This is a genomic window from Paenibacillus sp. J2R1T-4, assembly GCF_059692235.1.
In genome coordinates this window covers 660,150-686,009 of record NZ_JCAUBA010000001.1, presented here as the reverse complement: position 1 = coordinate 686,009, position 25,860 = coordinate 660,150, and the positions used below count along the sequence as shown (strand labels likewise).

Annotated in this window: 18 protein-coding genes; 14 read left to right on the top strand and 4 right to left on the bottom strand. The window is 49.3% G+C overall.

Annotated features, from left to right (window positions below; all coding sequences use genetic code 11):
- Positions 1-113: 113 nt before the first annotated feature.
- From AC58QD_RS03300 to AC58QD_RS03270, 7 genes are read left to right on the top strand one after another with little or no spacing between them, the layout of a single operon-like run.
- A complete protein-coding gene (locus tag AC58QD_RS03300; protein WP_497329948.1) occupies positions 114-953 on the top strand; it encodes a class I fructose-bisphosphate aldolase in 840 nt (279 codons plus the stop codon).
- Positions 953-2,134 carry a Gfo/Idh/MocA family protein gene (locus AC58QD_RS03295; RefSeq protein ID WP_497329946.1) on the top strand — a complete coding sequence of 394 codons (1,182 nt, stop codon included), beginning with the start codon at positions 953-955 and terminating at the stop codon, positions 2,132-2,134. The genes AC58QD_RS03300 and AC58QD_RS03295 overlap by 1 nt, the downstream gene beginning before the upstream one ends.
- Positions 2,131-3,351 carry a carbohydrate kinase family protein gene (locus AC58QD_RS03290; RefSeq protein WP_497329944.1) on the top strand — a complete coding sequence of 407 codons (1,221 nt, stop codon included), beginning with the start codon at positions 2,131-2,133 and terminating at the stop codon, positions 3,349-3,351. The genes AC58QD_RS03295 and AC58QD_RS03290 overlap by 4 nt, the downstream gene beginning before the upstream one ends.
- 9 nt (positions 3,352-3,360) lie before the next feature.
- Entirely contained in the window at positions 3,361-3,894 is a 534-nt protein-coding gene (locus AC58QD_RS03285; protein WP_497329942.1) for a D-lyxose/D-mannose family sugar isomerase, read from the top strand.
- A 15-nt stretch (positions 3,895-3,909) separates the two neighbouring features.
- Positions 3,910-4,950 carry an aldose 1-epimerase family protein gene (locus AC58QD_RS03280; protein WP_497329940.1) on the top strand — a complete coding sequence of 347 codons (1,041 nt, stop codon included), beginning with the start codon at positions 3,910-3,912 and terminating at the stop codon, positions 4,948-4,950.
- A 4-nt stretch (positions 4,951-4,954) separates the two neighbouring features.
- Positions 4,955-5,728: a DeoR/GlpR family DNA-binding transcription regulator gene (locus AC58QD_RS03275; RefSeq protein WP_497329938.1), complete on the top strand. Its 774-nt coding sequence runs from the start codon at positions 4,955-4,957 to the stop codon at positions 5,726-5,728.
- Positions 5,729-5,774: 46 nt separating this feature from the next.
- Complete coding sequence (locus AC58QD_RS03270) at positions 5,775-6,239, top strand: DUF1905 domain-containing protein (protein WP_497329936.1); 465 nt, start codon at positions 5,775-5,777, stop codon at positions 6,237-6,239.
- Positions 6,240-6,587: 348 nt separating this feature from the next.
- Here AC58QD_RS03270 and AC58QD_RS03265 read toward each other — a convergent pair whose 3' ends face one another.
- Entirely contained in the window at positions 6,588-7,112 is a 525-nt protein-coding gene (locus AC58QD_RS03265; protein WP_497329934.1) for a type 1 glutamine amidotransferase domain-containing protein, read from the bottom strand.
- Between the two features lie 145 nt (positions 7,113-7,257).
- Here AC58QD_RS03265 and AC58QD_RS03260 point away from each other — a divergent pair, with 145 nt between their 5' ends.
- From AC58QD_RS03260 to AC58QD_RS03240, 5 genes are all read left to right on the top strand, one after another.
- Positions 7,258-7,662: a VanZ family protein gene (locus tag AC58QD_RS03260; RefSeq protein ID WP_497329932.1), complete on the top strand. Its 405-nt coding sequence runs from the start codon at positions 7,258-7,260 to the stop codon at positions 7,660-7,662.
- 110 nt (positions 7,663-7,772) lie between these two features.
- Positions 7,773-8,192: a hypothetical protein gene (locus AC58QD_RS03255; RefSeq protein ID WP_497329930.1), complete on the top strand. Its 420-nt coding sequence runs from the start codon at positions 7,773-7,775 to the stop codon at positions 8,190-8,192.
- 118 nt (positions 8,193-8,310) lie between these two features.
- Positions 8,311-8,655 (top strand): bacillithiol system redox-active protein YtxJ, encoded by a 345-nt coding sequence (gene ytxJ, locus AC58QD_RS03250; RefSeq protein ID WP_497329928.1) that lies wholly within the window; start codon positions 8,311-8,313, stop codon positions 8,653-8,655.
- A gap of 183 nt (positions 8,656-8,838) precedes the next feature.
- On the top strand, positions 8,839-9,843 hold the full coding sequence (gene ccpA / locus AC58QD_RS03245; RefSeq protein WP_497329926.1) for a catabolite control protein A: 1,005 nt from the start codon (positions 8,839-8,841) through the stop codon (positions 9,841-9,843).
- A 54-nt stretch (positions 9,844-9,897) separates the two neighbouring features.
- Positions 9,898-10,599 carry a 5'-methylthioadenosine/adenosylhomocysteine nucleosidase gene (locus tag AC58QD_RS03240; protein ID WP_497329924.1) on the top strand — a complete coding sequence of 234 codons (702 nt, stop codon included), beginning with the start codon at positions 9,898-9,900 and terminating at the stop codon, positions 10,597-10,599.
- 27 nt (positions 10,600-10,626) lie between these two features.
- Here the strand turns inward: AC58QD_RS03240 and AC58QD_RS03235 are convergent, their stop codons facing one another.
- Together AC58QD_RS03235 and AC58QD_RS03230 are read right to left on the bottom strand one after the other, a co-directional pair.
- A complete protein-coding gene (locus AC58QD_RS03235) occupies positions 10,627-11,811 on the bottom strand; it encodes an acetoin utilization protein AcuC (RefSeq protein WP_497329922.1) in 1,185 nt (394 codons plus the stop codon).
- 40 nt (positions 11,812-11,851) lie between these two features.
- Positions 11,852-12,484 carry a GNAT family N-acetyltransferase gene (locus AC58QD_RS03230; RefSeq protein ID WP_497329920.1) on the bottom strand — a complete coding sequence of 211 codons (633 nt, stop codon included), beginning with the start codon at positions 12,482-12,484 and terminating at the stop codon, positions 11,852-11,854.
- Between the two features lie 251 nt (positions 12,485-12,735).
- Between AC58QD_RS03230 and acsA the strand changes: the two genes are divergently transcribed.
- A complete protein-coding gene (gene acsA / locus AC58QD_RS03225) occupies positions 12,736-14,463 on the top strand; it encodes an acetate--CoA ligase (RefSeq protein WP_497329918.1) in 1,728 nt (575 codons plus the stop codon).
- A 64-nt stretch (positions 14,464-14,527) separates the two neighbouring features.
- On the opposite strand, the gene AC58QD_RS03220 is transcribed toward acsA, so the two are convergent.
- Complete coding sequence (locus tag AC58QD_RS03220) at positions 14,528-17,689, bottom strand: transglycosylase domain-containing protein (protein ID WP_497329916.1); 3,162 nt, start codon at positions 17,687-17,689, stop codon at positions 14,528-14,530.
- A gap of 447 nt (positions 17,690-18,136) precedes the next feature.
- Between AC58QD_RS03220 and AC58QD_RS03215 the strand changes: the two genes are divergently transcribed.
- Entirely contained in the window at positions 18,137-25,741 is a 7,605-nt protein-coding gene (locus AC58QD_RS03215) for a fibronectin type III domain-containing protein (RefSeq protein WP_497329914.1), read from the top strand.
- Positions 25,742-25,860 lie beyond the last annotated feature (119 nt).

The following is a 25,860-nucleotide window of genomic DNA, read 5'->3' as shown; positions in this document are numbered from 1 at the left end:
TCCTTTTTAATAAAGTAGATTAGGGTAGACACTTAAACAACTGCTTGTTATAATCGAAATGTTATTAAGTAACATTATATGTTATTATCCAACATTTCGAAAGGGTGTTTTTTATGTCAGTAAGTGCAAGAATGAATCGCCTGTTCGCGTCAGACGGCAAATGCTTCGATGTTGCAATCGATCACGGATTTTTCAATGAATATTCCTTTTTATCCGGTATTGAAAATATGCAGAAGGCAGTGGAGACGATCGTCGACGCCAATCCGGATGCCATTCAACTAAGCGTAGGCCAGGCAAGGCATCTACAGCGCATTCCAGGCAAACACAAGCCTTCTCTCGTTCTTCGTTCCGATGTCGCTAATGTATATGGCGCTACCCTTCCAAGCCATGTGTTCAGTCAACTGATCCATAACCCTGTTGAGCAAGCGGTCCAGCTTGATGCAGCCTGTATCGTCGTGAATGTCTTCCTTATTCCGAACCAACCTGATCTTTATCATCAATGTATCGAGAATGTATGCAAGCTGAAACCGGATTGCGAGAAATATGGAATGCCGCTTATGGTCGAACCGCTCGTTATGCTGCCCAATGAAAAAGGGGGAGCTTATATGGTGGACGGCGATATTAAGAAGATCGTTCCATTGGTTCGTCAAGCCGTTGAGCTTGGGGCGGATATTATTAAAGCGGACCCTTGTGATCCGATCGAGAACTACGACCAGGTGATCCAGGCTGCCGGCGGACTGCCCGTGCTGCCGCGCGGAGGCGGCCGCGCTCCTGATGAAGTGATTTTAGCACGTACTCACGCACTAATCCAATTAGGGGCGGCTGGCATCGTATATGGCCGCAATGTTGTTCAACACCCGAACCCTAGCAAGATGACGGAAGCATTTATGGCCATTGTACATCGAGGCGCTTCTGTGGAGCAGGCCTTGAGTATTTTGAACGGAGGGGCATAATGGTGACTTCGAGTACTAAGGATAAACGCCAGGTCCGCTTTGGGGTTATTGGCTGCGGGTTAATGGGCAAAGAGTTCGCCAGTGCAGCAGCCAGATGGTGCCATCTGCAGAACGTCAACTTTCAGCCTGTAATCGTCGCAGTTTGTGATGCCAATCCGGAAGCTGCGGCTTGGTTCACTGATCATGTGCCCAGTGTAACCCAAACGACAACTGATTATAAGGAGCTGTTAGCTTCACCTGATATCGACGCTATCTATTGCGCGGTACCTCATCATTTGCATGCAGAGTTATATGCAGACATTATTGCCTCCGGCAAGCATCTATTGGCCGAGAAACCTTTCGGTATAGACATGGAAGCCAATGAGCGCATTCAACAGGCTATTCAGCAGCGCCCGGATGTGCTTGTCCGCTGCTCTTCCGAATTTCCTTTTTTCCCTGGTGCGATGCAAATATCCAAATGGGTTCAGGAGAATCGGTTCGGCCGCATCATAGAAGTGGAAGCAGGCTTCTGGCACAGCAGCGATCTCGACCCTACCAAGCCGATCAATTGGAAAAGAAGAGTAGCTTCCAATGGTGAATATGGCTGCATGGGCGACCTCGGCATGCATGTGGTCCATCTGCCCATGCGATTCGGTTGGAAACCAAGCTCCGTCCGTGCTCTGCTGTCCAAGATAATGGATGAGCGCCCAGATGGGAAAGGCGGCAGCGTACCATGCGAAACATGGGATAATGCGATTCTGGCCTGTGATGTGAAGACAGAGGATCAGCAATTCCCTATGGTGTTGTCGATGAAGCGGATTGCCCCCGGACATGCTAACACATGGTTTATTCGTATTACGGGTACAGATTTCTCGGCCGAATATACAACGAAGAATCCGAAGCAAGTTGCATCCCTTCCCTACAAACCGGGGGGCGAGCAAGCTTGGCATGTAGTTGATGCGCCGTATAAGTCCGCTTATGCTACAATTACAGGAGGTATATTCGAATTCGGCTTCTCCGATTCTATTCTACAGATGTGGGCAGCATTCTGCGACGAGATTGTTAACGGAGAACAGATGCAGCAGTCTTTTCACTGTGCTACACCAGGTGAAGCGGCTGACAGCCACAAGCTGTTCACAGCAGCACTTGAATCACAGCGAGACAATAGTACCGTCACTTTATCTTGGGGGGATTCCCAATGAAACCGCGTACCGCGGAGGCAGTAATTGCCGGAGTTATATGCCTGGATGTAATTCCACAAATGGAGCATCAAGTTACCTCGAACGAAGTAGGACAGCTGTTCGTTCCCGGTAAGCTAATTAACATAGGACCGGCCGTTACGTCTACGGGAGGCGCTGTGCCCAATACAGGCATAGCGCTTCACCGTCTGGGAGTATCGGTCCGGCTTATGGGTAAGATCGGGGATGACTTGTTCGGTGGAGCGGTTGCCAAGCTCTTGGAAGAGCAAGAACAAGGTCTGTCATCGGACCTGATTGTATCATCTAGTGAAATGACTTCTTATACCATTGTCATCAGCCCTCCGGGAGTGGATCGAATATTCCTTCACTGCTCCGGGGCAAATGACACATTCTCAGCTGATGATATTCGCTATCATGACATTGCGGAGACACGTTTGTTTCATTTTGGCTATCCTCCTCTGATGAAGCGTATGTATTCGAACGGCGGCGAAGAAATGGCTGAGATGTTCCAGCGAGTGAAGGAGCTTGGAATTACTACATCGCTGGATATGGCAAAGCCAGATCCGGATTCAACCGCGGGCCGCATAGACTGGATCTCATTCCTGGAGCTTGTGCTGCCGCATGTGGATGTATTTTTGCCCAGCTATGAAGAGCTCCTCTATATGCTAGATCGTGAGCAGTATTCTCGTTTAGAGAAAGAGCGCAGCTCGGCGAACGTAGAAGCAGGGGTCGGGGTAGACAGCTTGCTGCTCTCCCAGTTGGCTGACCGATTATTGCTTATGGGTGTTGCTATTGTCGGTATCAAATTAGGGGAGCATGGGCTCTATGTAAAAACGACCTCAGATGTTTCACGTCTTGCAGCCATGGGAGCTTGTTGGACAGATGGTGCTGGAATAGACTGGGGCGGTCACGAGCTGCTTGCGCCTTGTTATTCTGTCGATGTGATTGGAACTACCGGTGCAGGTGACTGTACAATTGCTGGATTTCTAGCAGGATTGCTGCAAGGGCTGCCGATGGAACGTATTATTCTGAGCGCAGTTGCTGTCGGCGCTTGCAATGTGGAGCAGCCTGATGCCACAAGCGGAGTTCCTTCCTGGGATCAAGTTGAGCAGAGAATGGCTTCCGGGTGGCAGCAAAGAGATAACAGCTGGCTCGAGCGGGATCCTGCTTGGCGGCAAGATCAACAAAGCGGGTTGTATTATAAGTGGAAGAAAGGGTGAAGCGAGCTTATGGTAACTCCTGAACAAGTTAAGGAAGCGCAGGAAATAACTCTTCGGATGTTCGATGAGGCTGGAATCGTGCTTACTGAAGCAGAGAAGGCGAGTATAGAAATTGCAGGGTTTGGCTTGGATGATCTGATGAATCAAGGTCTGGAGCTTATTACTTATGTCAACACGGACCGTTATTGCGCCAAAGATCTTGTTCTTTTCCCGGGTCAAACTTGTCCTGAGCATAAACATCCGCCAGTAGGGAGCGATCCTGGTAAAATGGAAACGTTCCGCTGCCGCTCAGGCAAGGTATTGTTATATATTGAAGGAGAGCCTACCTCGCCTATACAAGGAATTGTGCCATCCGGAAGCGAAGCTTATTATACCGTGTTTCACGAGATTGAACTGCTGCCAGGTGAACAGTTCACAATTCAGCCTAATACACTGCATTGGTTTCAAGCCGGAAGTGAAGGTGCAATCGTATCGGAGTTCTCCAGCACAAGTCGAGATGAATCCGACATCTTTACAGATCCCAATATTCGCAGACTCGGCTAAAAGGAGGATTAAACGGTGCGTTGGAACGGAAGAGTATGGACACGCAGAGAGCTGGAAGCCAGAGTTGGGCGGCTGGAACAGATCGGCGGTATTCGCAGATTGCAGCTGCTTGAGGGAACTGAAGCAGGCAACGAACAAATCCAAATCCGCACTGGCGCAGGCTTAGCCTATTATATCAGCGCCTCGCGTGGACTTGATATTTCACTTGCGGAATTTCGGGGTGTACCCATAAGCTGGCAATCACCGAATGGAGATGTACATCCTGCTTACTTCAATGCTAGCGGAGCGGAATGGCTTCGTACAGCTGCAGGCGGTCTGTTGATGACATGCGGACTGTCTCAGGCTGGGTCACCGAATGTAGACCAGGGGCATGCGTTTGGACTTCATGGCCGTGTTCACCATACTCCAGCCAGACACGTATCCGTTAATGGAGCTTGGGATGGGGACGAGTATGTGATGACTGTATCGGGCGTCGTGGAGGAAACGTTCATTTTTGGCGAGCAATTGCGTTTAATTCGCGAAATAAGCAGCCGATTAGGTGAGAATCACCTTACGATTCGCGATACAGTGGAGAACCCCGGGTTCAAGGCTTGCCCGCATATGATGTTATATCACTTCAATTTTGGCTTTCCTCTTATGAACGAATCCACTCGCATCCACATGCCAACTGCTCGAATAGCTGGCAGAGAGGCGCATACTCCGGTGGAAGGCTATGACCGTTGGACATCACCAGACCCGACTTATTCGGAACGGGTTTATTATCATGAGGTCCGTTCTGATGAATCGGGCAGAGCAACAGCGGTAATAGAAACCCCTGACTTTCCCGGCGCTGAGCAAGGCGTGCAAGCTCGCTTATCTTGGTCTACGGAGCATCTCCCCAGACTAGTCCAGTGGCACATGCCAGGAGCGGGTACGCATGTACTTGGTATTGAACCAGCCAACTGTCATGTGGGAGGACGCGCCGAAGAAAGGGCGAACGGCTCACTTGTAATGCTAGAGGCAGGCTGCTCGGTTACGTATGAGCTTGACTTGGAGATTAACTTGCTAGGAGCATAGGCTAATGAAACCAAGATTGAATGAAAGGCAAGAACGCATTCTTGATATGCTTACTGCGGATGGAGAAGTCAAAATAACATCGCTCAGCCGACAGTTTGATGTGACTGAGATGACGATCCGGCGCGATTTAGAGAAGCTCGAGCAAATGACGCTTTTGTATCGCACGTTAGGCGGAGCTATACCGTCTACAGCTATAGATATGCCGCTAGGTGAGCGATCCCGTGTGCTGATGGATGAGAAATCAGCGATTGGTCAAGCGGCTGCGAACCTCATTGTGCCAGGAGAGGCTGTATTCATCGATGCCGGCACAACGACACTCCAGATTGCACGCTGCATAGGACGGGGCGGTGATATGACCATTGTAACCAATGCCTTGAACGTGGCTGCGGAGTTGAACGGCAAGCAGGTTCAGACCATTGTGGTCGGAGGGATCATGAGGGAAGCGACATCTTCCCTTGTCGGCCCGTTCGCGGAAGAGACGATATCCAAGATGGCTTTTGATCGGGTGTTCTTGGGAGCCTCCGGCTTCACGCTCGAGCATGGCTTCAGTAACTCCAATGTATTCGAAGCGGAGTTGAAGCGGATCGTGATGACCAAAGCAGCTGAGGTGAATATGGTGCTGGATCACACCAAATTCGGGATCCAGTCCTTGTCCTCCTTCGCAGGTCTTTCTCAAGTTCATAGAATCATTACGGATCAGCAGCCGCCTACAGTGATTGTAGAGGCGTGCCGAGAAGCGAATGTGGAGCTATTGATAGCCGGACAAGCAGCAGGATGAATCTGTATCTGGATAAGTTTCCACAGGACGAAGGAGGGGACGGTCCATGCTTGTATTTCAAGCCGTGCTTGAACGGCCGGAAGCCGTTGGCAGTTGGACTTTTATGCAAGTGCCTTTTAGCGTGGAGGAGAAGTTCGGCACCAAGTCCCAAGTGCGGGTGAAAGGGACAGTCAACGGAGTTTCTTATCGCAGCTCCTTGATGCCTAATGGTGATGGATCTCACTACATGGTCGTGAATAAAGACATTCGGGACCAGGCAGGTGTCACCCTAGGAGATACCATACAAGTGACGATGGAGGTCGATACGGAAGCGAGAGAGGTCATTGCGCCGGATGATTTCCAATCGGCCCTTGATCTTGACGACGCTGCCCGACTAGCCTTTGACAAAATGGCTTACTCGCACAAGAAGGAGTATATCAACTGGATCGAGGAGGCCAAGAAGGCCGAGACGCGGGCTAGCCGGATCGAGAAAGCGATCGTGAAGCTTCAGCAGGGGATTCGGTTGAAGTAAAGGTGAGGTAACTATGATAGTTAAGTCAGCGCACCTGCGGCTGTCCTGAAGGTTGTTACGATGCCTTCCGGACGGCCTTTGTGAGTTGCGTGGAGGTTGTTGAGCAACGTGATCATCTGAAGAACAAATAGTTGCTCAAAAAGCAACTATTTGATCCCGAACCAGTACAATGGTCCATTTAATTGCTCAAACCGCAACTAAATGGACCAAAACTCCGGGAAACCAAAATACCTCGTATTTAATTGCTGTACAAGCAACTAAATACGAGGAATTCATATGCCTAATAGAAATAGTTGCGCAATGAGCAACTATTTCTACGCAAGGTTCAACGAGCACATGATCTCTTCCCTATCTGGATGCTAGCACATCACAGAACGCCTTGGCGTATGGAGGCAGGTCTGGTGGACGACGGGAGGAGATAATATTGCCGTCCACAACGACAGCTTCATCGTACCAAGTGGCCCCGGCATTCTCCATATCATCACGAATACCTGGTGTTGAAGTGACTTTGCGTCCTTGCAATATCTTGGCTGAGACGAGAACCCATCCGGCGTGGCAAATTTGCCCGATAGGTTTGCCAGCCCCATCCATTTCCTTGACGGCTTCCAGCACTTTAGGGTAACGTCTAAGCTTGTCCGGCGCCCAACCTCCAGGAACCAGGATTCCATCGTAATCAGCGCTATTCACATCATCGAAGGACAGGTCCGATTGTGCAGGCACACCGTACTTCCCGATGTAAGTCTTTCCTTTCTCATTGCCGACCAGATGAACAACGGCACCTTCTTCACGAACACGATAAATCGGATACCACAGCTCCAAGTCCTCGAATTCCTCGTCTACCAAACAAATGACCTTTTTACCGGCTAATCGCATGGATGAATACCTCCTTCTGGAAATAGTACTTACATAACTCAACCTTATTATTGTACCATATTTGTAATGGCATTGATTTTTCCCGTCGAATCGTCATAATGAAAGTTGGACTTTTGTTATTGAACACAAGGGAGTTGGACGGGGAATGAAGCTGTTTATCAGGTGGGCGCCTGCTGTTGTCTGCATGGCTATTATTTATTATTTATCTGGTCAAACCGGGGATGATCTCGGTACATTGCTGCCGTATTTTCAGAAATGGTTTCCAGCTTTGCAAAGTTTCGATGCAGGTCATTTTCTAGCCTATTTTTTATTAGCGCTTACGTTCTTTTGGGCGTTGCTGCCCTTTTCCATACATCCATTGGGTAAAGCAGCAGTTGTGGTGTTATGTGTTCTATATGGACTTTCCGATGAGTACCATCAATCCTTTGTCCCAGGGCGTATGCCGGATATCAAGGATTTGCGCAACGATGCGATCGGAGCGGCCATAGCTATGTTAGTACTTAGTCTTCCTGTGTTGAATAAGCATATAAGAAAACGGTTCCTTTCCTAGCAAAAAATACTATCCCGACTCTGGAAGGATAAAGCTTGGAGAAGTAGAATATATAACTTCAAAGCGGAAAAAGAGTGCATTTTCTTTGCTGCGGAGAAGGAGTGAATGATTTGCATAAGCAGTGCAAGTGCGGAGAGACGATGGGTATTCGATTGCGCACCGTCATTTTTCAGAATAAGGTAGAGATAGAGAATGTCCCGATTTATTCTTGCGATGCTTGTCAGCGAACCGAGGTGTTCCCAGCGGTGAAACCGGAGCTAACCGGATTTATCAAGACGCTTGGACATGACCCGGAGAAGAAACAAGTATTTTTCAACGAATTGTCGGAACTGGCCCACCTTATGCACAAGGTTACGAATAAGGAAAACATACATAGCGCGGTGGAACGCATAATTGAAGAACGCATTAACGAACTTCTTGATCTGTTGCTTCTCGCCCAATCGCTAGACGATCGTGAGTGGATGGAGGATGTGCGACATCGGCTATCGCAGATTACCAATCATGTGATGACGACTTATGATTTTTCTTGACTCCGTCTATTTTAACCACATAACTTCTGAATAAGCTGACGCGTGTTAGCTTTTTTTTTCGATTTTTGTTAGTATCGATAGTAATAGTATTCTAGATGCACGAAAGGCGGTTATGCAAATGGTCGAAGTTATTCAATTGGAGTCCGAGAAGCAATGGTTGCAGCTTTTGCAGACGAGCAAAGAACAGCCGGTTTGTGTACTGAAGCATAGCACACGTTGCCCAATCAGCTCAGCAGCTCATGATCAATGGAATGCTTATCTGGATCAATCACCTAACAGTGATGTGGAATATGCAGTCGTACTAGTAGTAGAGGACAGACCCGTATCCAATCTGATCGCAGAAACATTAGATGTGAAGCATGAGTCCCCGCAATTGATTGTAGTCAAGCAGGGAAAAGCGGTCGCTCATACGTCCCACTGGCATATCACAGAAGGTAAGCTGAATGAACTGTTAGGAAATTAAAGCACCAAATGGACTTAAGTAAGGATAGAAAAGCATTAAAATTGGAAATGACTTGTAAATGTATTGGTTTTCATTGCTTTACATTCGGCTTTGAAGTATCATTTAGCTAAAGCCTGTACACGTGAGATTAGTAGTGCTGAGACTATTCTTGAGAACCTATTACACATATTGGAGAAGATTAACGTGACCGTAACAATTTATGATGTTGCAAGAGAAGCCGGCGTCTCGATGGCGACCGTGTCCCGCGTTGTGAATAACAACCCGAACGTCAAACCGCAGACGCGGAAGAAAGTATTTGAAGCGATCGAGCGGTTGGGTTATCGGCCGAATGCGGTGGCAAGAGGATTGGCGAGCAAAAAGACGACTACGGTCGGAGTAGTTATTCCAGACATATCGAACTCGATTTTTTCTGAGGTAGCCCGCGGCATTGAGGATATCGCCAACATGTATCACTACAATATTATCCTTTGTAACGCTGATAAGAAGAAGGATAAGGAAATCCGAGTTATTAATACGCTTCTCGAGAAGCAAGTGGACGGTCTTCTGTTCATGGGTGGTACTGTGACGGACGAGCATATCCAAGCTTTCAAGACATCCTCTGTACCGATCGTGCTTTGCGGAACGACTACGGATAATGCCAATATCCCTTCCGTTGATATTGATCACGAAGCAGCAGCTTATGATGCGGTTAAGCAGCTCATCAGCAACGGTCACCGGAGAATTGGTATGATCAGCGGGACTTTGCAGGACCCTGCTAATGGATTCGCTCGTTACCAAGGCTATAAGAAAGCATTAGAAGAGTCAGGAATAACGGTTCAAGATGATTTGGTGCGAATCGGTAATTACCGTTACGAATCCGGAGTCGAAGTGATGAAGTATTTCCTGGAATTGTCGGAGAGACCTACTGCGATATTCTCGGCAACGGACGAGATGGCCATTGGCGCCATTCATTCCGCTCAAGACCATGGCTTGCGTGTGCCTGAGGATGTGTCGATTATCAGTGTAGACAATACTCGTATGGCTTCGATGGTGCGGCCGCAATTATCCACTGTGGCGCAGCCTATGTACGATATTGGAGCAGTCTCCATGCGATTGTTGACGAAGCTGATGAACAAGGAAGCGGTAGAGATTTCAAGAGTCATATTACCGCATGAGATTATTCAACGGAAATCGGTGGCTCATTTATAATGAGCCTCTTTTTTTGCCTATTTTGGTACATTGGATAAAGGAGAAACAGAAGACATGACATGGAATAAAATTGGTTTAATCGGAGCAATGGTTGAAGAAATACAATTAATTGAAGAGCGGATGGAAGGTTTAAAGGTGGTGGAGAAAGCCGGCATCCGCTTTATGGAAGGAAGCTTCTGCAATAAGCAGGTCGTGCTCTGTAAGTCTGGTGTAGGTAAGGTCAACGCAGCTGTCTGTACCCAGCTATTAATCGATACGTTCGAGGTGGATGCCATTCTGTTTACGGGAGTAGCAGGAGCGCTGGACCCTCAGCTCAACATTGGGGACATCGTAATTTCTACAGACTGTCAGCAGCACGATGTGGATGTTACCGCATTAGGTTTCCCGCGCGGCACGATTCCGTTCCACGACCCATCCGTCTTCGTTGCAGATCCGAAGTTAGTGGAGATCGCTTATGAAGCAAGTGGAGTGGGCTTCGAGGGGCGTACGGTAAAAGGCCGTGTCCTGTCCGGCGATCAATTCATTGCCAGACGAGACACGGTGACTACATTGCACAAGGAAATGCAGGGAGCCTGCACGGAGATGGAGGGGGCCGCCGTTGCGCAAGTGTGCGTTATGAACGGAACCCCATTTGTGATCATACGAGCGATGTCCGATAAAGCGGATGGATCGGCTGATGTGAACTTCGCCGAATTCACGGTATTAGCTGCAAGACATTCTTGCAACATTATCGAAGAAATGATGAAACATCTGTAAGTTAGGATTCGATAGTTAGGATAGCTGTTATGATTTAGGCAGATACAGCTTGGCGATTTCAATCGTCTTGCGGTTCTTCTCTTCGATCAGACTGCGTCTTGGAATCGGATCCCAGTCCTCGACACGGTCCAGCCAAGTGTCCGGCAATGGGACAGGGCTTTCTGCGGACCACGCTTGATTCCAAGCCGCAGGGAGTTGGAGTGATGGGTCGCGATCCAGACGCTCAAGAAGAGAGTGGTCGGTCATGTTCATCCACAGTAAGCTCCACGCACGCGGGACGACACGCCAGATGTCGTATCCGCCTCCGCCAAGCGCCACCCAACGGCCATCACAATATTCATGGGCCAATCGATGAATGAATTGCGGCATCTCCCGGTATATTCGCATACTGCAATGGATATGAGCGAGCGGATCGAAGGCATGTGCGTCACACCCTGTCTGACTTACGATAATGTCTGGCTTGAAGAAGCGGACAACACCGTCCAGAATCTCATGAAAGCTTTCCATCCAGGAATCGTCTTCGGTGTAGGGCTCTAACGGAACGTTGAATGAATAACCGAAGCCGTCATCGGCTCCCCGCTCATTAACGGCGCCAGTACCAGGGAACAAATATTTCCCTGTCTCATGGATCGAGAGGGTGCATACTTCGGGATCTGAATAAAAGGCCCACTGTACTCCGTCGCCATGGTGAACGTCTGTATCTAGGTACAAGACACGCGCTCCATATTTGCGCCGGATATGAGCGATCGCGACAGCGGCGTCGTTATAGACACAGAAGCCTGCTCCTGTGCTTGGCATCGCGTGATGCAAGCCGCCCCCAGGGAAGAACGCATGCTGGGCCTGCCCGGACATAACCACATCCGCAGCAGCGATAGATCCTCCTACAATGAGGCTTGTGGCCTCGTGCATATTCTCGAAGTACGGAGTATCTTCCGTGTCCAAACCGTATTTCGCAGCGGCTTTTACAGCTTCTGGTGCAGGATGGGGCACGCTAAGCGCTTTCACAGCATCTACATAAGCCGGGGCATGCGTAAGCAGCAGATCGGCTTCTGATGCTTGACCGTGAGAGATAATACAAGAGTCTGTCAGAGCGCCTGCTTTGCGGAGCATGTCCATCGTCAGGATGATCCGCTTCTGATTGAACGGATGGGTATCATTAAAGCTATAGTTCTGAGTCTCATCGTGATACACAAAAACCGCATCTTTGCTCATAGCCGTCTCCTGGTTCCTTTCTCGATATAGGAATGACAACTCATACCATAAACCTCTGGCGAAAACGAATGCCGTCGAAGCGTTCTTTGGATTCCTGCGGCACAAGCTTGCCAATGCGAACCATAAGGCAGTTGGCCGGATGGGAACATATTTCCGGATCATCGGTCGCAAACCAGATCATATCAACAGATTTCATCAGTTGCTCCATCATTCGTCTGTAGTCCCATACATTTGACAGTTCGCCCTTCAAATCCCAATGCCAATAGTACTCCGTTGTAAAGACAATCATATTCTCCAACTGATCTTCCATGAAGGCCAATTTAATTAATTTCTTGCCTAGACCAAGCGTACGGTAGTCATCCGCTACTTCGATGGCTCCAAGCTCAACAAGATCGTCCATCTTAGCTTCAGACCATCGCTCCATCTCATCCGGGTAGTGGAACGTGACATATCCCAAGATAATTTCATTCAGACGTGCAATCACGATTCTGCCTTCAGGCAGCTCAGCAATTTCAACCAGTGCTTCATGTTGATCTTTGGGTCTGCGAAACGCGTCCAGATCCGGATGCATTTGCAGAGTACGCAGAAAATCACCGGAAACAGGGCCTTCCACAACGATCGTGTTGTTCTCATGTACGATTTGCTCGGCGTGATAGATTTTGATGTGTTCCATGGCGGGCATCTCCTCTCGGGCGCATCGCGCCGTCCCAAACAACATCTAATAAGCTACTTATAGCAAATTTATTAGAAAATGAAAAGGAAATAGTCGAATAAAAGCGATTATGCTATAATAGACATGCCACAAATTGTCCAAATTTATTATGCTGATTTCTCTACTTAAGAATCAAAGATTTTCTACTCGTAATGAAAGCGCTTGAACCAATGATAGTTCTAGGGTTTGTTAAACAGAGGAGGAGAATGGGGATGCAAGGGGAAACAGAAGAGTTGATCCAACCAACAGCACAAAATGCAAATTTATCAAGCTATGAGGAAGCGCGTAATGTCTTCAATTGGGAAGAAGTAGAGAAGCAGTTCTCTTGGTACACAACAGGCAAAGTGAACATGGCCTATGAGGCGATTGACCGCCATGCGGAATCGGATCGCCGTGACAAGGTGGCGCTATATTACAGTGATGCGAACCGTGATGAGCAATATACGTTTGCGCAAATGAAAGCGAATTCGAACAAATTCGGTAACGTGCTTCGCAAGCTCGGAATCGGCAAAGGAGATCGTATCTTCATCTTCATGCCGCGCACACCGGAATTATATTTCGCTTTGCTCGGATCGCTCAAAGTCGGCGCTATCGTTGGACCTCTGTTCGAAGCATTCATGGAAACCGCTGTTCGCGACCGTCTGGCCGATAGCGAGGCAGTTGCCATCATCACTACACCGTCGCAGTTGTCCCGCGTACCGGTTAGTGAATTACCTAACTTAAAACATGTGATCCTAGTCGGCTCCGATGTGGATGCTTCTACTCCAGGTCAAGTCAACTTTCAACAAGAAATGAGTGAAGCTTCGGAATCGCTCGATATCGAATGGCTGGATCGTGAGGATGGACTTATCCTTCACTATACGTCCGGCTCCACTGGCAAGCCTAAAGGCGTATACCATGTGCAGAATGCAATGATTCAGCATTATTATACAGGTCGCGTCGTACTCGACTTGCAGGAGAACGATGTGTACTGGTGTACCGCAGACCCGGGCTGGGTAACGGGGACCTCTTACGGGATCTTCGCACCATGGCTGAACGGCGCGACGAACGTCATCCGCGGCGGACGTTTCAGTCCGCAGGACTGGTACAGCACGCTGCAACGCTACGGAGTCACCGTCTGGTACAGTGCTCCAACGGCATTCCGCATGCTGATGGGCGCGGGCGACGATGTAGTGGCTCAGTATGATCTTTCTTCCGTTCGTCACGTTCTGAGCGTAGGCGAGCCGCTTAACCCTGAAGTAGTTCGTTGGGGGATGAAAGTATACAACCAACGGATTCACGATACTTGGTGGATGACAGAGACAGGCGGCCAGTTGATTTGCAACTATCCGTCGATGGCGATCAAGCCTGGCTCAATGGGCCGTCCGATTCCTGGTGTAGACGCGGCGATCGTTGATGACAGCGGCAATGTGCTGCCTCCATATCGAATGGGCAACCTGGCGATCAAGACGCCATGGCCTTCGATGATGCGCAAGGTCTGGAATAACCCTTCGAAGTATGCGGAATACTTCCAGCTCGAGGGCTGGTACGTATCCGGAGACTCAGCGTATGTAGACGAAGACGGATACTTCTGGTTCCAAGGCCGCGTTGACGATGTGATCAACACCGCTGGTGAGCGCGTAGGACCGTTCGAAGTCGAGAGCAAGCTCGTCGAGCATCCTGCCGTTGCTGAGGCGGGCGTAATCGGCAAGCCGGATCCGCTTCGCGGCGAAGTAATCAAGGCGTTCATCTCGCTGCGTGAGGGCTTCACGCCATCGGATGAACTGAAGGCTGAGATCTCCAAGTTCGTCAAGGAAGGGCTGTCTGCTCATGCTGCGCCTCGCGAGATCGAGTTCAAGGATAAGCTGCCTAAGACTCGCAGCGGTAAGATCATGCGCCGCGTATTGAAGGCGTGGGAGCTTGGTCTTCCGACAGGCGACTTGTCAACGATTGAAGATTAATAATTGAGCAATAAACAAAGAAGATCGTCCGGCAGTGGATGCTGGACGATCTTCTTTGTGTTGCTTATTTTTTATACTGAACGGCTTTGGATGGCAATGACTCACCATTACTATTCGAAGCGGATACTCGATACCATCCATCATATAGAATGGCATAATAGTTCACCTTGTTCGTATTGGACGATTGCAGCTTCTCATAGGGGCCTGCCTCTTTATTGCTGTAATAAATATCGTAGCGATTCACCGAATCGGATGCAGAATTGGCCGTCCAAGCAATCTCAAGTCCAGCTGCGGTCGGCTTGAGCGTCAGATTACGCGGTGCAGCAGGGACGGGCTTATTACCCGTCTGTCCCGAAGGATTGGGTGTCGGCGCACCCGTTGTCCCGCTCCCGGTACTCGTACCCGAGCCATTCGGCATTCCTATATTATCGATCGGCACAATATCAGCAGTATTGCCGTCTGAATACACTACTCGGCTCGGTGAGGATTCCTTACCCGCAACGTCTACGGAGGTTACATAGTACCCCACAAGCCATTGTGTTGCTTGCTTGTCGACCAACCTTGCTTCCTGACCAATAAGGACTACGCTGCCAGGTACTCTTTGGAATCCGGATCGGTCGGTGGATCGGTACAACCGATATCCCACAATATCTGGATTTGTTGCTGGTTGGAACACGATTTCATTCGTGCCATCCGCATTTCTTCGCAAGGCTGTCCCAGTAGGTGCATTCGGCTTCGCGCCGTCATCAACTCGAGGATCAATCATATAAGCAGCATCATCCTCATAGTCGGTCGGGTAGAAGTGAGATATATCCTTTCGGTTCTCTTCAGGCATCTGCGGGAGAGCGGCTTCGATCTCCTTAATAATTTGCGATATCGGTTTCGGGCGGCGAATGACCACATTCTCTCGAACCATATCGGCTGGCGTTTCTGGTTTAGGTAAATATACTCCGCCGTCGAAGCTGACGAATTTCTGATTAATCAGAACATTATCTTCTTCCGTAGGCACGAACTTTTTGTTGAATATATCTTTGTTTAATTTGCCCGTACTGATCGTCATGTCATTAGGAAGCTTGCCTGAGTATCCCGAAACTGTCATTTCAACAATCGAGGCCGGCTTTGTAAAAGTAGGGGTTACGAACAGCTCTGGCTTATTCTCTACCGTTGCGTTCATGACCTTGGACCATATTTTCTTCGCGCGGTGCGTACCGCAGCCAGGCTCAACTGTAATGCTGCAACCCGTCTTCTTCAAAGAATCCTTTTGCATGTCATATCCAGCCCACACTCCAACCGTAATGTCCGGAGTATAGCCCATGAACCAGGCATCGCCATCATTTTGAGTGGAACCGGTTTTACCTACAGTTGGAAATTGTTTGTAATACTTGAAATCTCTCATGATGTCTGTGGCTGTACCCGATGTGATAACCGTCCGCATCATATCCGTCATCAGAAAGGCGGTTTCCTCCGAGAATACAGCCGTTGGCTTCAGCTGATGCTCGAAAATAACCTTGCCGTCCGCATCCGTTATTTTACTGATCATGTAGGCGTCATTGAAAATGCCTTTATTAGCAATAGTCGAGTAGGCATTCGTCATTTCTTCAACAGAAACCCCTACCGACAATCCGCCGATAACACCCGTCTGTGCGTTGTAATCTTCTTTGGTAATGGAATTGATCCCCATGCGCTTAGCATAATCCCAGGCCGTACTAATGCCTACATCTTCAAGGAAAAGCTTGATCGCTGGAATGTTGTAGGATTGATTAAAGGCGGTACGAGCTGTAATTAAGCCATGGAATTTATTATCCCAGTTTTCCGGCAAGTGGAACTTCTTCACCCAGTCTTTTAGTATTAATGGGACATCATCGATTATGGTCGCAGGTTGAATCGTACCTTTCTCTATCGCTGGAACATATGCTGCAATCGGTTTGATGGTTGAACCAGGTTGACGCAACATTTGGGTAGCCAAGTTTAACTGCTCCACGAAGAAGTCACGACCCTCAATCATGCCGAGGATAGCGCCTGTTTTGTTGTCAATCATGATGCCGGCGATTTGCTCAATGCCTTTGTCCTTATCATCCGGGGTGAAGTTCTTCGGATTTTCTGAAATCAGATGCATCTGCTCATAGATCACTTTATCGATCGTCGTGTAGATTTTATAGCCATTGCGCATCATCTGCTCACGAGCTTCTTTTAGCGCTTCTGCGTAAATTTCCTTCTCAGCCTTCGTCTCGGTTTTCAGATTCGGAGTGTTAAGGTTAAGCAGAATTTCCGATGCCTTGCGCTCCGCTTCAAGCATTAAGTACGGATAAGTATCATACGCTTTCTCCGAAGGCTGAGCCAGAGAAGCTAGAACATCAAATTGCAACGCTTCGTTGTATTGGGCTTGGGTCAGCTTGCCAGTTTCGTACATTCGCTTGAGAACAAGTTCCTTACGAGTATTTGCCTTGTCAAAACCGGATTTATCGAACTTTCCTCTGCTGGTGAACGCGGAGTACAAGCTCGGCAACTGAGGCAATCCAGCCAAGTAGGCAGCCTGAGCTACATTCAGTTGGTTCAAATCTTCGATATTGAATATTCCTTTTGAAGCTGCTTTAATCCCGGACAGATTAGATCCGTTCGAGCCGTTTCCAAATGGAATTTTGTTCAAGTAGGCGAGTAGAATCTGTTCTTTGGACATGAGGCGTTCCAGCCGTAAAGAAAGAAAGATCTCCTTGGCTTTGCGGTTATCGCTCTTATCGAGATTCAGAAACACGCGTCGAGCTAATTGCTGAGTAATCGTACTTCCGCCTGTCTGCACGTCAGCATTGGTCACTTTTTGTGAGACCGCCCGGAACAAACCGTTCATATCTATCCCATAATGCTCATAAAAGCGGTAATCTTCAATAGAAACGACTGCATCACGCACAGTAGCGGGCAGGTCGCCAGTACTTATCATCCGTCGGTCTTCTTCGGCGCGGAGTTGCCCTATCTGGGTACCGTCGTTGAAATAGACGAAACCGGTCAGTGCGTTCTCGTCCATCTTCTCTAATATGTATTCCTTGCTGCGGACGGGATCGTCTTTGACTAATGCGCTCACATAACCGAAAGCTGCACCAGCCCCAAGGATAACACAAAGCATACCTAATACGAATGTCCATTTGAGAGTAGATAAGGTGAATAATAGCGTTTTACGGGTTTTGGGATGCGTTTCAAAAAAGGATGGCTTTCTTGTTGTATCTTCTTGCATGATAGACCTCCTGCTTCTATAAGATGAATCATAATAAAATAAACTGGCCCACACTCTATTATAACATAAAGGCAGTGAACGGTCTTATTTTGCCCGCAGGTATTGCAGAGTATTATAGTATTCGATAGGCGGATGAATAGCTCTTGCCACGGTTAACGTGGCAGGCTTTTTTCTGTTTACGAACCTATTAAGGCGAACTAAGATAATCAGTTTTTGTATTGAAATGACTCAGAATAAGTCAATTCCTTCTAGTGGTGAATAGGCGTGGTCTGTGACATTCTTGTGAATAGAAGCGCTTTCATATCAGAGTGGACGGTCAGACGCGCTTCGGCGAACATATTCGAATGACAGGAAAGGAGGAAAATTAAAGCTCAAGCAGCACGGAATCCAATGATAGCAGTCTCTGTGGCAATTGGAAGACCAATTGAATGGAAAGGAAGTGTCAGTATGATTTCTGTTGTAAAAAAATCTGGGACGTATTTACTCCTCACCGCCTTGCTATCGGCACAGTTTTTGCTTACTCCCGGCCCTAAAGCGTTTGCGGACGAGACCGAAGTTAACGTCGCAGCAGGCAATGCGACAGTGACAACGAACGGTGTTGTCACGAACGCCAAATCGCTCAACTTGTTGGTCGACGGCGACCGTCAGACGAGCAATTATGTGCTTATCGATGCTTCCAACGGACCCAAGTGGGTTCAGCTCGATCTGGGCGAGTCAATCGCCGTTACTCGTGTCAATGTATTGAACGATAATAACTCGGCGGCGACGAGGTCAGGAAGAGACATCATCATCCAACTGTCCAATGACCCCACCTTCGCAAGCGGCGTCACGACTATCTTCAACAACGATGCTGATAATACTGCAGGTCAGGGGGCGGGAACTGATTCTGTTTATCTAGAGCCAACGGACGGCAGCGGCAAAACGATAACGTTAAGCACTCCGATAAGCTCCCGATACGTGCGTTCATGGGCCAACGGGCATACCCGCACAGCGGATGGGTCGATTCAAACGGTCAATACGCCTGTAGAGCTGGAGGTGTATGCTGCCATTCCTGCCACGAACGCCTCGCATCCGATCTCAGTCAATTTGACGGCGAGCAGCTCGACCGTAAATAATGCGGTCCTCTCCTGGAATAGTCCCGGTCCGGCAAACATAGCCGGCTACGACATCCGTTATTCGACTTCACCCATTACAAGCGCAAATTGGAATAACGGATTGGTTGTGAAGCGGGTAGTAGGGGAACCGGCACCAGCCACAGCTTCTACCGTGCAAAACATGACTGTGAAGGGACTGCCGTCAGGTGCAACGGTTTATTTTGCGATGAAGACGATTGGAGCCGACGGTCAGGTGTCTAACCTGTCCACTGTTGCTAACGCCTCGACGAAACCAGTTGCGAACATTGCGCTTGGGAAAACAAGCACGACTAACGCAGTCAGCACGAGTGGGCAGCCGCTGTCCGCGATAACGGACGGAGTGACGGCACGTGACAAGTATGTGCTCATTAGCGTAGCGGATGGACCGAAATGGACTCAAGTCGATTTGGGGCAATCTTATGACATCGCCCGAATTAATATTCGTAACGATTGGGGCGTAAGCGGGACTTATCGTTACGGAAAGGACATCATTGTCCAGGTTTCCAACGATTCTTCTTTTGCGAGCGGTGTCACGACGGTATTCAATAACGACGGCGACAACAGTTCGAGTCTCGGAACAGGGACAGATTCGGAATTTATGGAACTGGCCGACGGAAGCGGCAAAGATATCCTCCTCGCCGATACGATCAGCGCCCGCTACGTCCGTTACTGGGCGAACGGCCATGTCCGTACTAACGGTTCGGTGAATTCAGTCAATACACCTGTCGAGATCGAGGTATATGCTGATCCTCAGGATCCGACGGCTCCTGCGGCCGTATCGAATTTGGCCAATACGTATACCACGTGGAAAACGGTCGAACTCAGTTGGACTGCCCCGGGCAATGACGGGAATACGGGCACAGCGTTGTCTTATGATATCCGCTATTCCACCTCTGCGATTACTGAGGCGAATTGGGCCAGTGCTTTGCAAGTTACTGGTGAGCCAGCTCCACAAGTGGCCGGAACCTCGCAGTCATATGGTGTGGCAGGGTTAAACCCAAGCACAACGTATTATTTTGCCATGAAGACGAAGGACATCGTAAACACTTCATCCCTGTCGAATGTAGTGTCCGTCACTACACTGGCATCAGACACCGCGGCACCAGCGGCCATTACTAACCTGCAAGCCGTGCAGCCGATGAATCGGTCTGTGAAGCTGACATGGACAGCTCCCGGCAATGACGGAAATTGGGGCACAGCGCAGTCATACGATGTTCGCTACTCCACTTCTGCGATTACAGAAGCCAACTGGGCATCTGCTCAGCAGGCGGAGGACGAGTTAAAGCAGTTGCCCCCCGGATCAGCGATGCAATTCAAGGTGAAAGAGCTGACCTTGAATACAACCTATTACTTTGCGGTCCGAACATCCGACGAATCGGGTAACGTCTCAGGCTTGTCCAATGTTGTCAGCGCGACGGTTGTTACGCCGACACCGGACGCTGTCACGGTATCGTCCTTGAGCGATCTTCAGCTGGCAATCAATAATGCACCTGCAGACGGTCGGATCATTACGCTTGCTGCTGGGACTTACAACCAGACGTCCACGATTAACATTACTGGCAAGAACAACATCACGATCCAAGGCGCAACGACTGATTATAACGATACAGTCGTGAAAGGGCCGGGCATCACCAGCAGCTCAATGGACATAAACTTCAAGGTGAACAACTCTGATTATGTCACATTTAAGCATTTAACAATCCAAGACTCGTATTACCATTCCATTCAAGTGAATGACGGTTCAAATTATTTCCATGCCGATCATTTGAAAACATGGGACAACGGGGAAGGCGGCTTCAAGACGACATTCAATGTCAATTCAGGCTTAGGCTATAACGATTACGGACTCATTGAGAATTCAATGATCGGTTACACCGTAAGCGGTATTCATAGCTCTGTGGAAGGCATTGACTTGATCGCAGCCAAAGGATGGATAATCCGGGGCAACCATATCGAAAACACGAAACGTGCCGAAGGTGGTGGTGGATACGGGGTTTTCGCGAAAGCCAACTCCATTGATACAATCATTGAGAACAATGTATTCGTAAACAATTTTATCGCCCTGTCGTTCGGCGGTGGCGGCTCGGGACTTTCGTTCTTCCGGAATCAAGATTCGACCTATGAGCATCGCGGCGGCATTATGCGCAACAATGTGATATACGGTACCGATGATGCCGGAATATATTTGAACAAAGCGACAGGCTTTAAGATCTATAACAACACGCTTCTCAATATCGGTCCCGGCCTCGGCTCGATCGAGCCTCGCTTCGCAGAGACCAGTGGTGAGATTCGGAACAACCTGATGAGCTCAGCCGTTAAGCTTCGCAACGGCGCAACAGCAACACAGAGCAACAATGTGTCGAATGCAACTCTAAGCTGGTTTGTAGATGCGGCCAATGGTGATTATCATCTCCATCCGTATTTTGGCTCGGGCGCAAGAGATATTGGCATGACTTTGACAGAGGTACCAACGGATATGGATGGTGATGCACGTCCCTACGGAAGCGCTCCAGATCTAGGCGCTGACGAATTTGTACCATCCGAAACGACGCCTCCTGCAGCTGTGGCCAATCTATCCGCCAGCAACGCAACGGCTCGCACGGTCCTACTGACGTGGGACGCACCTGGTGATGATGGCAACTCAGGCACAGCTTATGCCTATGACCTTCGTTATGCGAATGCGGCAATAACGGATGCGAATTGGGACAGTGCTCAGAATGTCGAAAACGAACCGGTTCCGCAAGTCAATGGAACCTCGCAATCCCTAACGTTGGTTGGCCCAACGGCCGGTTCTACCATCTATGTGGCGATGAAGACAGCGGACGACCAAGGCAACCTCTCCGCGCTGTCGAATGTCGCTTCGATCACAACATTGGCAACTTCGGGTTCGGAGTTTACACCGACAGATGATGTATATGTCGCGAACTCGGGTGTCAGGTCAAGCACCGGTCCAACGCTTACTATCCTAAACAACGGAAACAGCACTTATTGGAGTTATGTGAAGGCGGATTTTACCGGCTACTCCGGTACAACCGCAGAACAAGCGGTATTGAAGCTATATGTCCCTAATAATCCTAGCAAACCACATCAGCTGACCGTAACAGGATTGTTGGACGATTCTTGGACGGAAAGCACGGTCACAAAAACCATCGTACCCGACGAGACCGGTGCAGTTCAGGTGGGGATGATCCCGTTGAACCAGTCGGGGTGGTACGAATTAGACATCACGGATTTTATCAACAGTCAGATGACCGATAAAATCGTTAGTTTCAAATTGCATGATCCCCTCGCACAAGGGGGAAGCGTTTCTATCAACACCTCGGAAAACGCCTATAATAAGCCATTACTGTTCGTGAGCGCAGCGGATATTTCGGCCCCTGCAGCTATTAGCAATCTGGCAGCCGGTGAGAGGACGCTCAGCAGTGTAGAACTGAACTGGACAGCGCCCGGCGATGACGGTAATGTCCGGACAGCAAGCGTGTACGACGTTCGATACGCTGCGACGCCTATTAACGAGTCGAACTGGAGCGCCGCCACGCCTATAGTGGGCGAGCCTTCACCGCAATCCGCCGGAACGGGGCAACAGTTCACTGTTCTTGATCTGACGCCTAGGGCGACTTACTACTTTGCGATGAAAACTCGCGATAACGCGAATAACGAATCTACACTTTCCAACGTCATTCAAGTCGACATGGAAACCACGATCAACGTTGCGCTGGGCAAATCAGTCACGACTAACGGTACTGTTACGAATGGCGCTTCCCTTTCCATCCTGACAGATGGGGTCAAAGAGAGGGATGAATATGCACTGATTAACGTCGCTGACGGACCCAAGTGGGTTCAGGTTGATTTAACCCAGGCTTACCCCGTTAGTCGGATCAATGTCCGCAACGACTGGGGGGCGGATTCGACCACCTATCGGACCGGACGCGATCATGTCGTCCAAGTGTCGAATGACCCAACGTTCGCAACCGGTGTTACGACCGTGTTCAACAACGATACGGATAACAGCTCGGGTCTCGGAGCAGGTACGGATGCCGAGTATCTGGAGCCTGGCGACGGTTCGGGCAAAAATATCGTACTCGCATCGCCAATTAATGCCCGATATGTGCGGTTTTCGGCTAACGGACATGTAAGGGTGAATCAAGTCGTCAATCTTGTGAATACGCCTGTAGAAATTGAGGTTTACGCCGATCCTGGAGACAGCATCGCGCCTTCGGCCGTATCGAATCTGTCCAGTAGTCAAACGACTTGGAAAACGACGTCTTTATCGTGGACTGCGCCGGGAGATGACGGGGCTGTGGGGACGGCATCGTCCTACGACATTCGTTATCATACGGCACCACTTACCGTGAACAATTGGAATGATGGTGTGCAGCTTTCGAACGAACCGGCCCCTCAAGTAGCCGGAACCGTTCAGTCGGTCGGGGTATCCAACTTGACACCGGCGACAACGTACTACTTCGCGATGCGTTCTTTTGACGAAGCGGTTAACGCGTCCGCCTTGTCCAATGTGATCACCTTGAAGACCCCGGCTACGGATCCGACACCGCCTTCGGCAATCATTGATTTGCAGGCCGTTTCGCCGAACATACGCAGCGTGCAGCTGACTTGGACGGCACCGGGCAATGACGGCAACTTGGGCAAAGCAACCAGCTATGATGTCCGCTACTCGACTTCACCGATCACTGAAGCAAACTGGGCTTCCGCAACACAAGCGGAAGATGAACTGGCTCAGAAGGATTCCGGGTTAGCGATGAAGTATCAGGCGAATCAGCTGGGAACGAACACGACGTACTACTTTGCTGTCAAAACGGTTGATGATGCCGGGAACTATTCCGCCTTATCTAACGTGGTGAGCGCAACTACGTTTACGCCTACTCCGGATAGCGTAACGGTAACTTCCTTAGCACAGCTGCAACTGGCCATCGATAATGCACCTGTTGGTGGACGGATTATTACTCTTGCCGCAGGCACTTATAACCAGACTTCCACCATCGCGATCACGGGCAAGAACAACATCACGATTCAGGGCGCTACGACGAATTACGCCGACACTGTTGTATCAGGTCCAGGCATCAATAGTTCAACGCTCGATATCAATTTCAAAGTGAATGACTCGGATTACGTGACGTTCAAACATTTGACGATTAGTGATTCTTACTTCCATTCGATTCAAATCAACTACGGCTCGGATTATTTCCATGCCGACCATTTGAAAACGTGGGACAACGGTGAGGGCGGCTTCAAGGCAACATCAAGTGGCAATCTGGAGCTTCCTTACACGGATTACGGTTTGATCGAAAATTCGTTGATCGGTTATACCACGAGCGGTCAGCGAGGAAGTGTAGAAGGCGTCGACTTGATTGCCGCCAAAGGCTGGGTCATTCGTGGAAACACATTCCAGAACGCGAAGCGCGCCGATAACAGCCCTGGTTATGCCTTTTTTGCCAAAGGCAATTCGATGGATACGATCGTCGAGAACAACGTGTTCAAAAACAGTGCGATCGCTATGTCGTTCGGCGGCGGGGGCACAGCGGTCCAATATTTCCGTAACGGCGTTACGACTTACGAGCACAGAGGCGGCATTATGCGCAACAACGTTGTATATGGTACGTTGGATTCTGGTGTATACATGAACAAGGCCAATGGCTTCAAAGTGTATAACAACACATTGCTAGGCATTGCGCCAGGTGTGAGCGTAGGCGCAATCGAGTCCCGTTTCGCGGGAAGCAGTGGGGATGTACGCAACAACCTGATGGATAAGACAGTCAAGCTTCGCGACGGCGGAACGGCCACGCAAAGCAACAACATCGACAATGCAAGCTCGAACTATCTTATCGACCCGGCCAATGGCAATTATCATCTAAATCCGGCAACGGCTCAATCGGCTATCGATACCGGCTACGCATTGCCTACGGATGTCCCCACCGATATGGACGGTCAGTTGCGTCCTACGGGCACAGCCTATGACATCGGTGCAGACGAGAAAAGCACGGTCCCGGCGGCACCGACTAGCGTAACGGCAAGTGTATACAACGGAGCGGTACAATTGAGCTGGAATGTCTCTTCTGGTGCGACTGGTTACAATGTAAAGAGGTCGGCGGTCAGTGGAGGTTCTTATACAACCTTAGCGTCTAATGTTTCATCGAACAATTACACAGATAGCTCCGTAACTGCTGGATCGACTTATTATTATGTAATTGTTGCTGTGAATTCCGACGGTTCAAGCCCAGACTCAATTGAAGTAAGCATAACAGTACCTGCCTTGGCTCCGACCAACATCTCAGCAACAGGCAGCAGTGGATCAGCCACGGTAAGCTGGACCGCTTCCACTGGTGCGACAGGCTACAACGTAAAGCGAAGTACTGTAAGTGGAGGCCCTTATTCGACAATTGCATCAAGTGTGACAGCAGTCACCTATACGGATACCCCATTGACGAACGGAATCACGTATTATTATGTAATTAGCGCACTAACCGGAAGCAGTGAAAGCGCGAACTCCGCGCAAGTATCAGCCACTCCGTCGAGCGGCGCAGCCTTGAACAGGACCGGCTGGACTGCGACAGCTTCTGCGAATACGTTTCCGCCTTCTAGAGCTTTGGACGGAAGTTCAACGTCCCGTTGGACGACAAGCGGCTCACAGAGTCCTGGACAATATATCCAAGTTAACATGGGTTCAGCACAAACTTTCAACAAGATTAAGTTGGATTCCGGCACCGACTACCCGGCCAGTTACGCGGTTTACGTTTCCTCAGACGGAACGAACTGGGGAAGCGCCGTAGCAACCGGGACGGGTAGCGGTACCTCCCAGACCATAACCTTCTCGATGCAAACTGCACAATACATCAAAGTGGTGCAAACGGGAACGCGGTCGGCTTGGTGGAGTGTGTATGAATTCAATGTATATGAGCCGTGACAGATCTACAGTAATTTGTACTTCCTTGTCATATGGATTCTCTGAGATTGAAGCATGCTCGGAAGTCTCCTATATAATCGTTAAAGATTAACCCTAATAACCTTTCTGCCACGGTAACG

What these genes read in the sequence shown, in the direction of transcription:
- AC58QD_RS03300 (WP_497329948.1), top strand. Translation starts at nt 114, where the DNA reads ATGTCAGTAAGTGCAAGAATGAATCGCCTGTTCGCGTCAGACGGCAAA.
- AC58QD_RS03295 (WP_497329946.1), top strand. Translation starts at nt 953, where the DNA reads ATGGTGACTTCGAGTACTAAGGATAAACGCCAGGTCCGCTTTGGGGTT.
- AC58QD_RS03290 (WP_497329944.1), top strand. Translation starts at nt 2,131, where the DNA reads ATGAAACCGCGTACCGCGGAGGCAGTAATTGCCGGAGTTATATGCCTG.
- AC58QD_RS03285 (WP_497329942.1), top strand. Translation starts at nt 3,361, where the DNA reads ATGGTAACTCCTGAACAAGTTAAGGAAGCGCAGGAAATAACTCTTCGG.
- AC58QD_RS03275 (WP_497329938.1), top strand. Translation starts at nt 4,955, where the DNA reads ATGAAACCAAGATTGAATGAAAGGCAAGAACGCATTCTTGATATGCTT.
- AC58QD_RS03270 (WP_497329936.1), top strand. Translation starts at nt 5,775, where the DNA reads ATGCTTGTATTTCAAGCCGTGCTTGAACGGCCGGAAGCCGTTGGCAGT.
- AC58QD_RS03265 (WP_497329934.1), bottom strand. Translation starts at nt 7,112, where the DNA reads ATGCGATTAGCCGGTAAAAAGGTCATTTGTTTGGTAGACGAGGAATTC.
- AC58QD_RS03260 (WP_497329932.1), top strand. Translation starts at nt 7,258, where the DNA reads ATGAAGCTGTTTATCAGGTGGGCGCCTGCTGTTGTCTGCATGGCTATT.
- ytxJ (WP_497329928.1), top strand. Translation starts at nt 8,311, where the DNA reads ATGGTCGAAGTTATTCAATTGGAGTCCGAGAAGCAATGGTTGCAGCTT.
- AC58QD_RS03240 (WP_497329924.1), top strand. Translation starts at nt 9,898, where the DNA reads ATGACATGGAATAAAATTGGTTTAATCGGAGCAATGGTTGAAGAAATA.
- AC58QD_RS03235 (WP_497329922.1), bottom strand. Translation starts at nt 11,811, where the DNA reads ATGAGCAAAGATGCGGTTTTTGTGTATCACGATGAGACTCAGAACTAT.
- AC58QD_RS03230 (WP_497329920.1), bottom strand. Translation starts at nt 12,484, where the DNA reads ATGGAACACATCAAAATCTATCACGCCGAGCAAATCGTACATGAGAAC.
- acsA (WP_497329918.1), top strand. Translation starts at nt 12,736, where the DNA reads ATGCAAGGGGAAACAGAAGAGTTGATCCAACCAACAGCACAAAATGCA.
- AC58QD_RS03220 (WP_497329916.1), bottom strand. Translation starts at nt 17,689, where the DNA reads ATGCAAGAAGATACAACAAGAAAGCCATCCTTTTTTGAAACGCATCCC.
- AC58QD_RS03215 (WP_497329914.1), top strand. Translation starts at nt 18,137, where the DNA reads ATGATTTCTGTTGTAAAAAAATCTGGGACGTATTTACTCCTCACCGCC.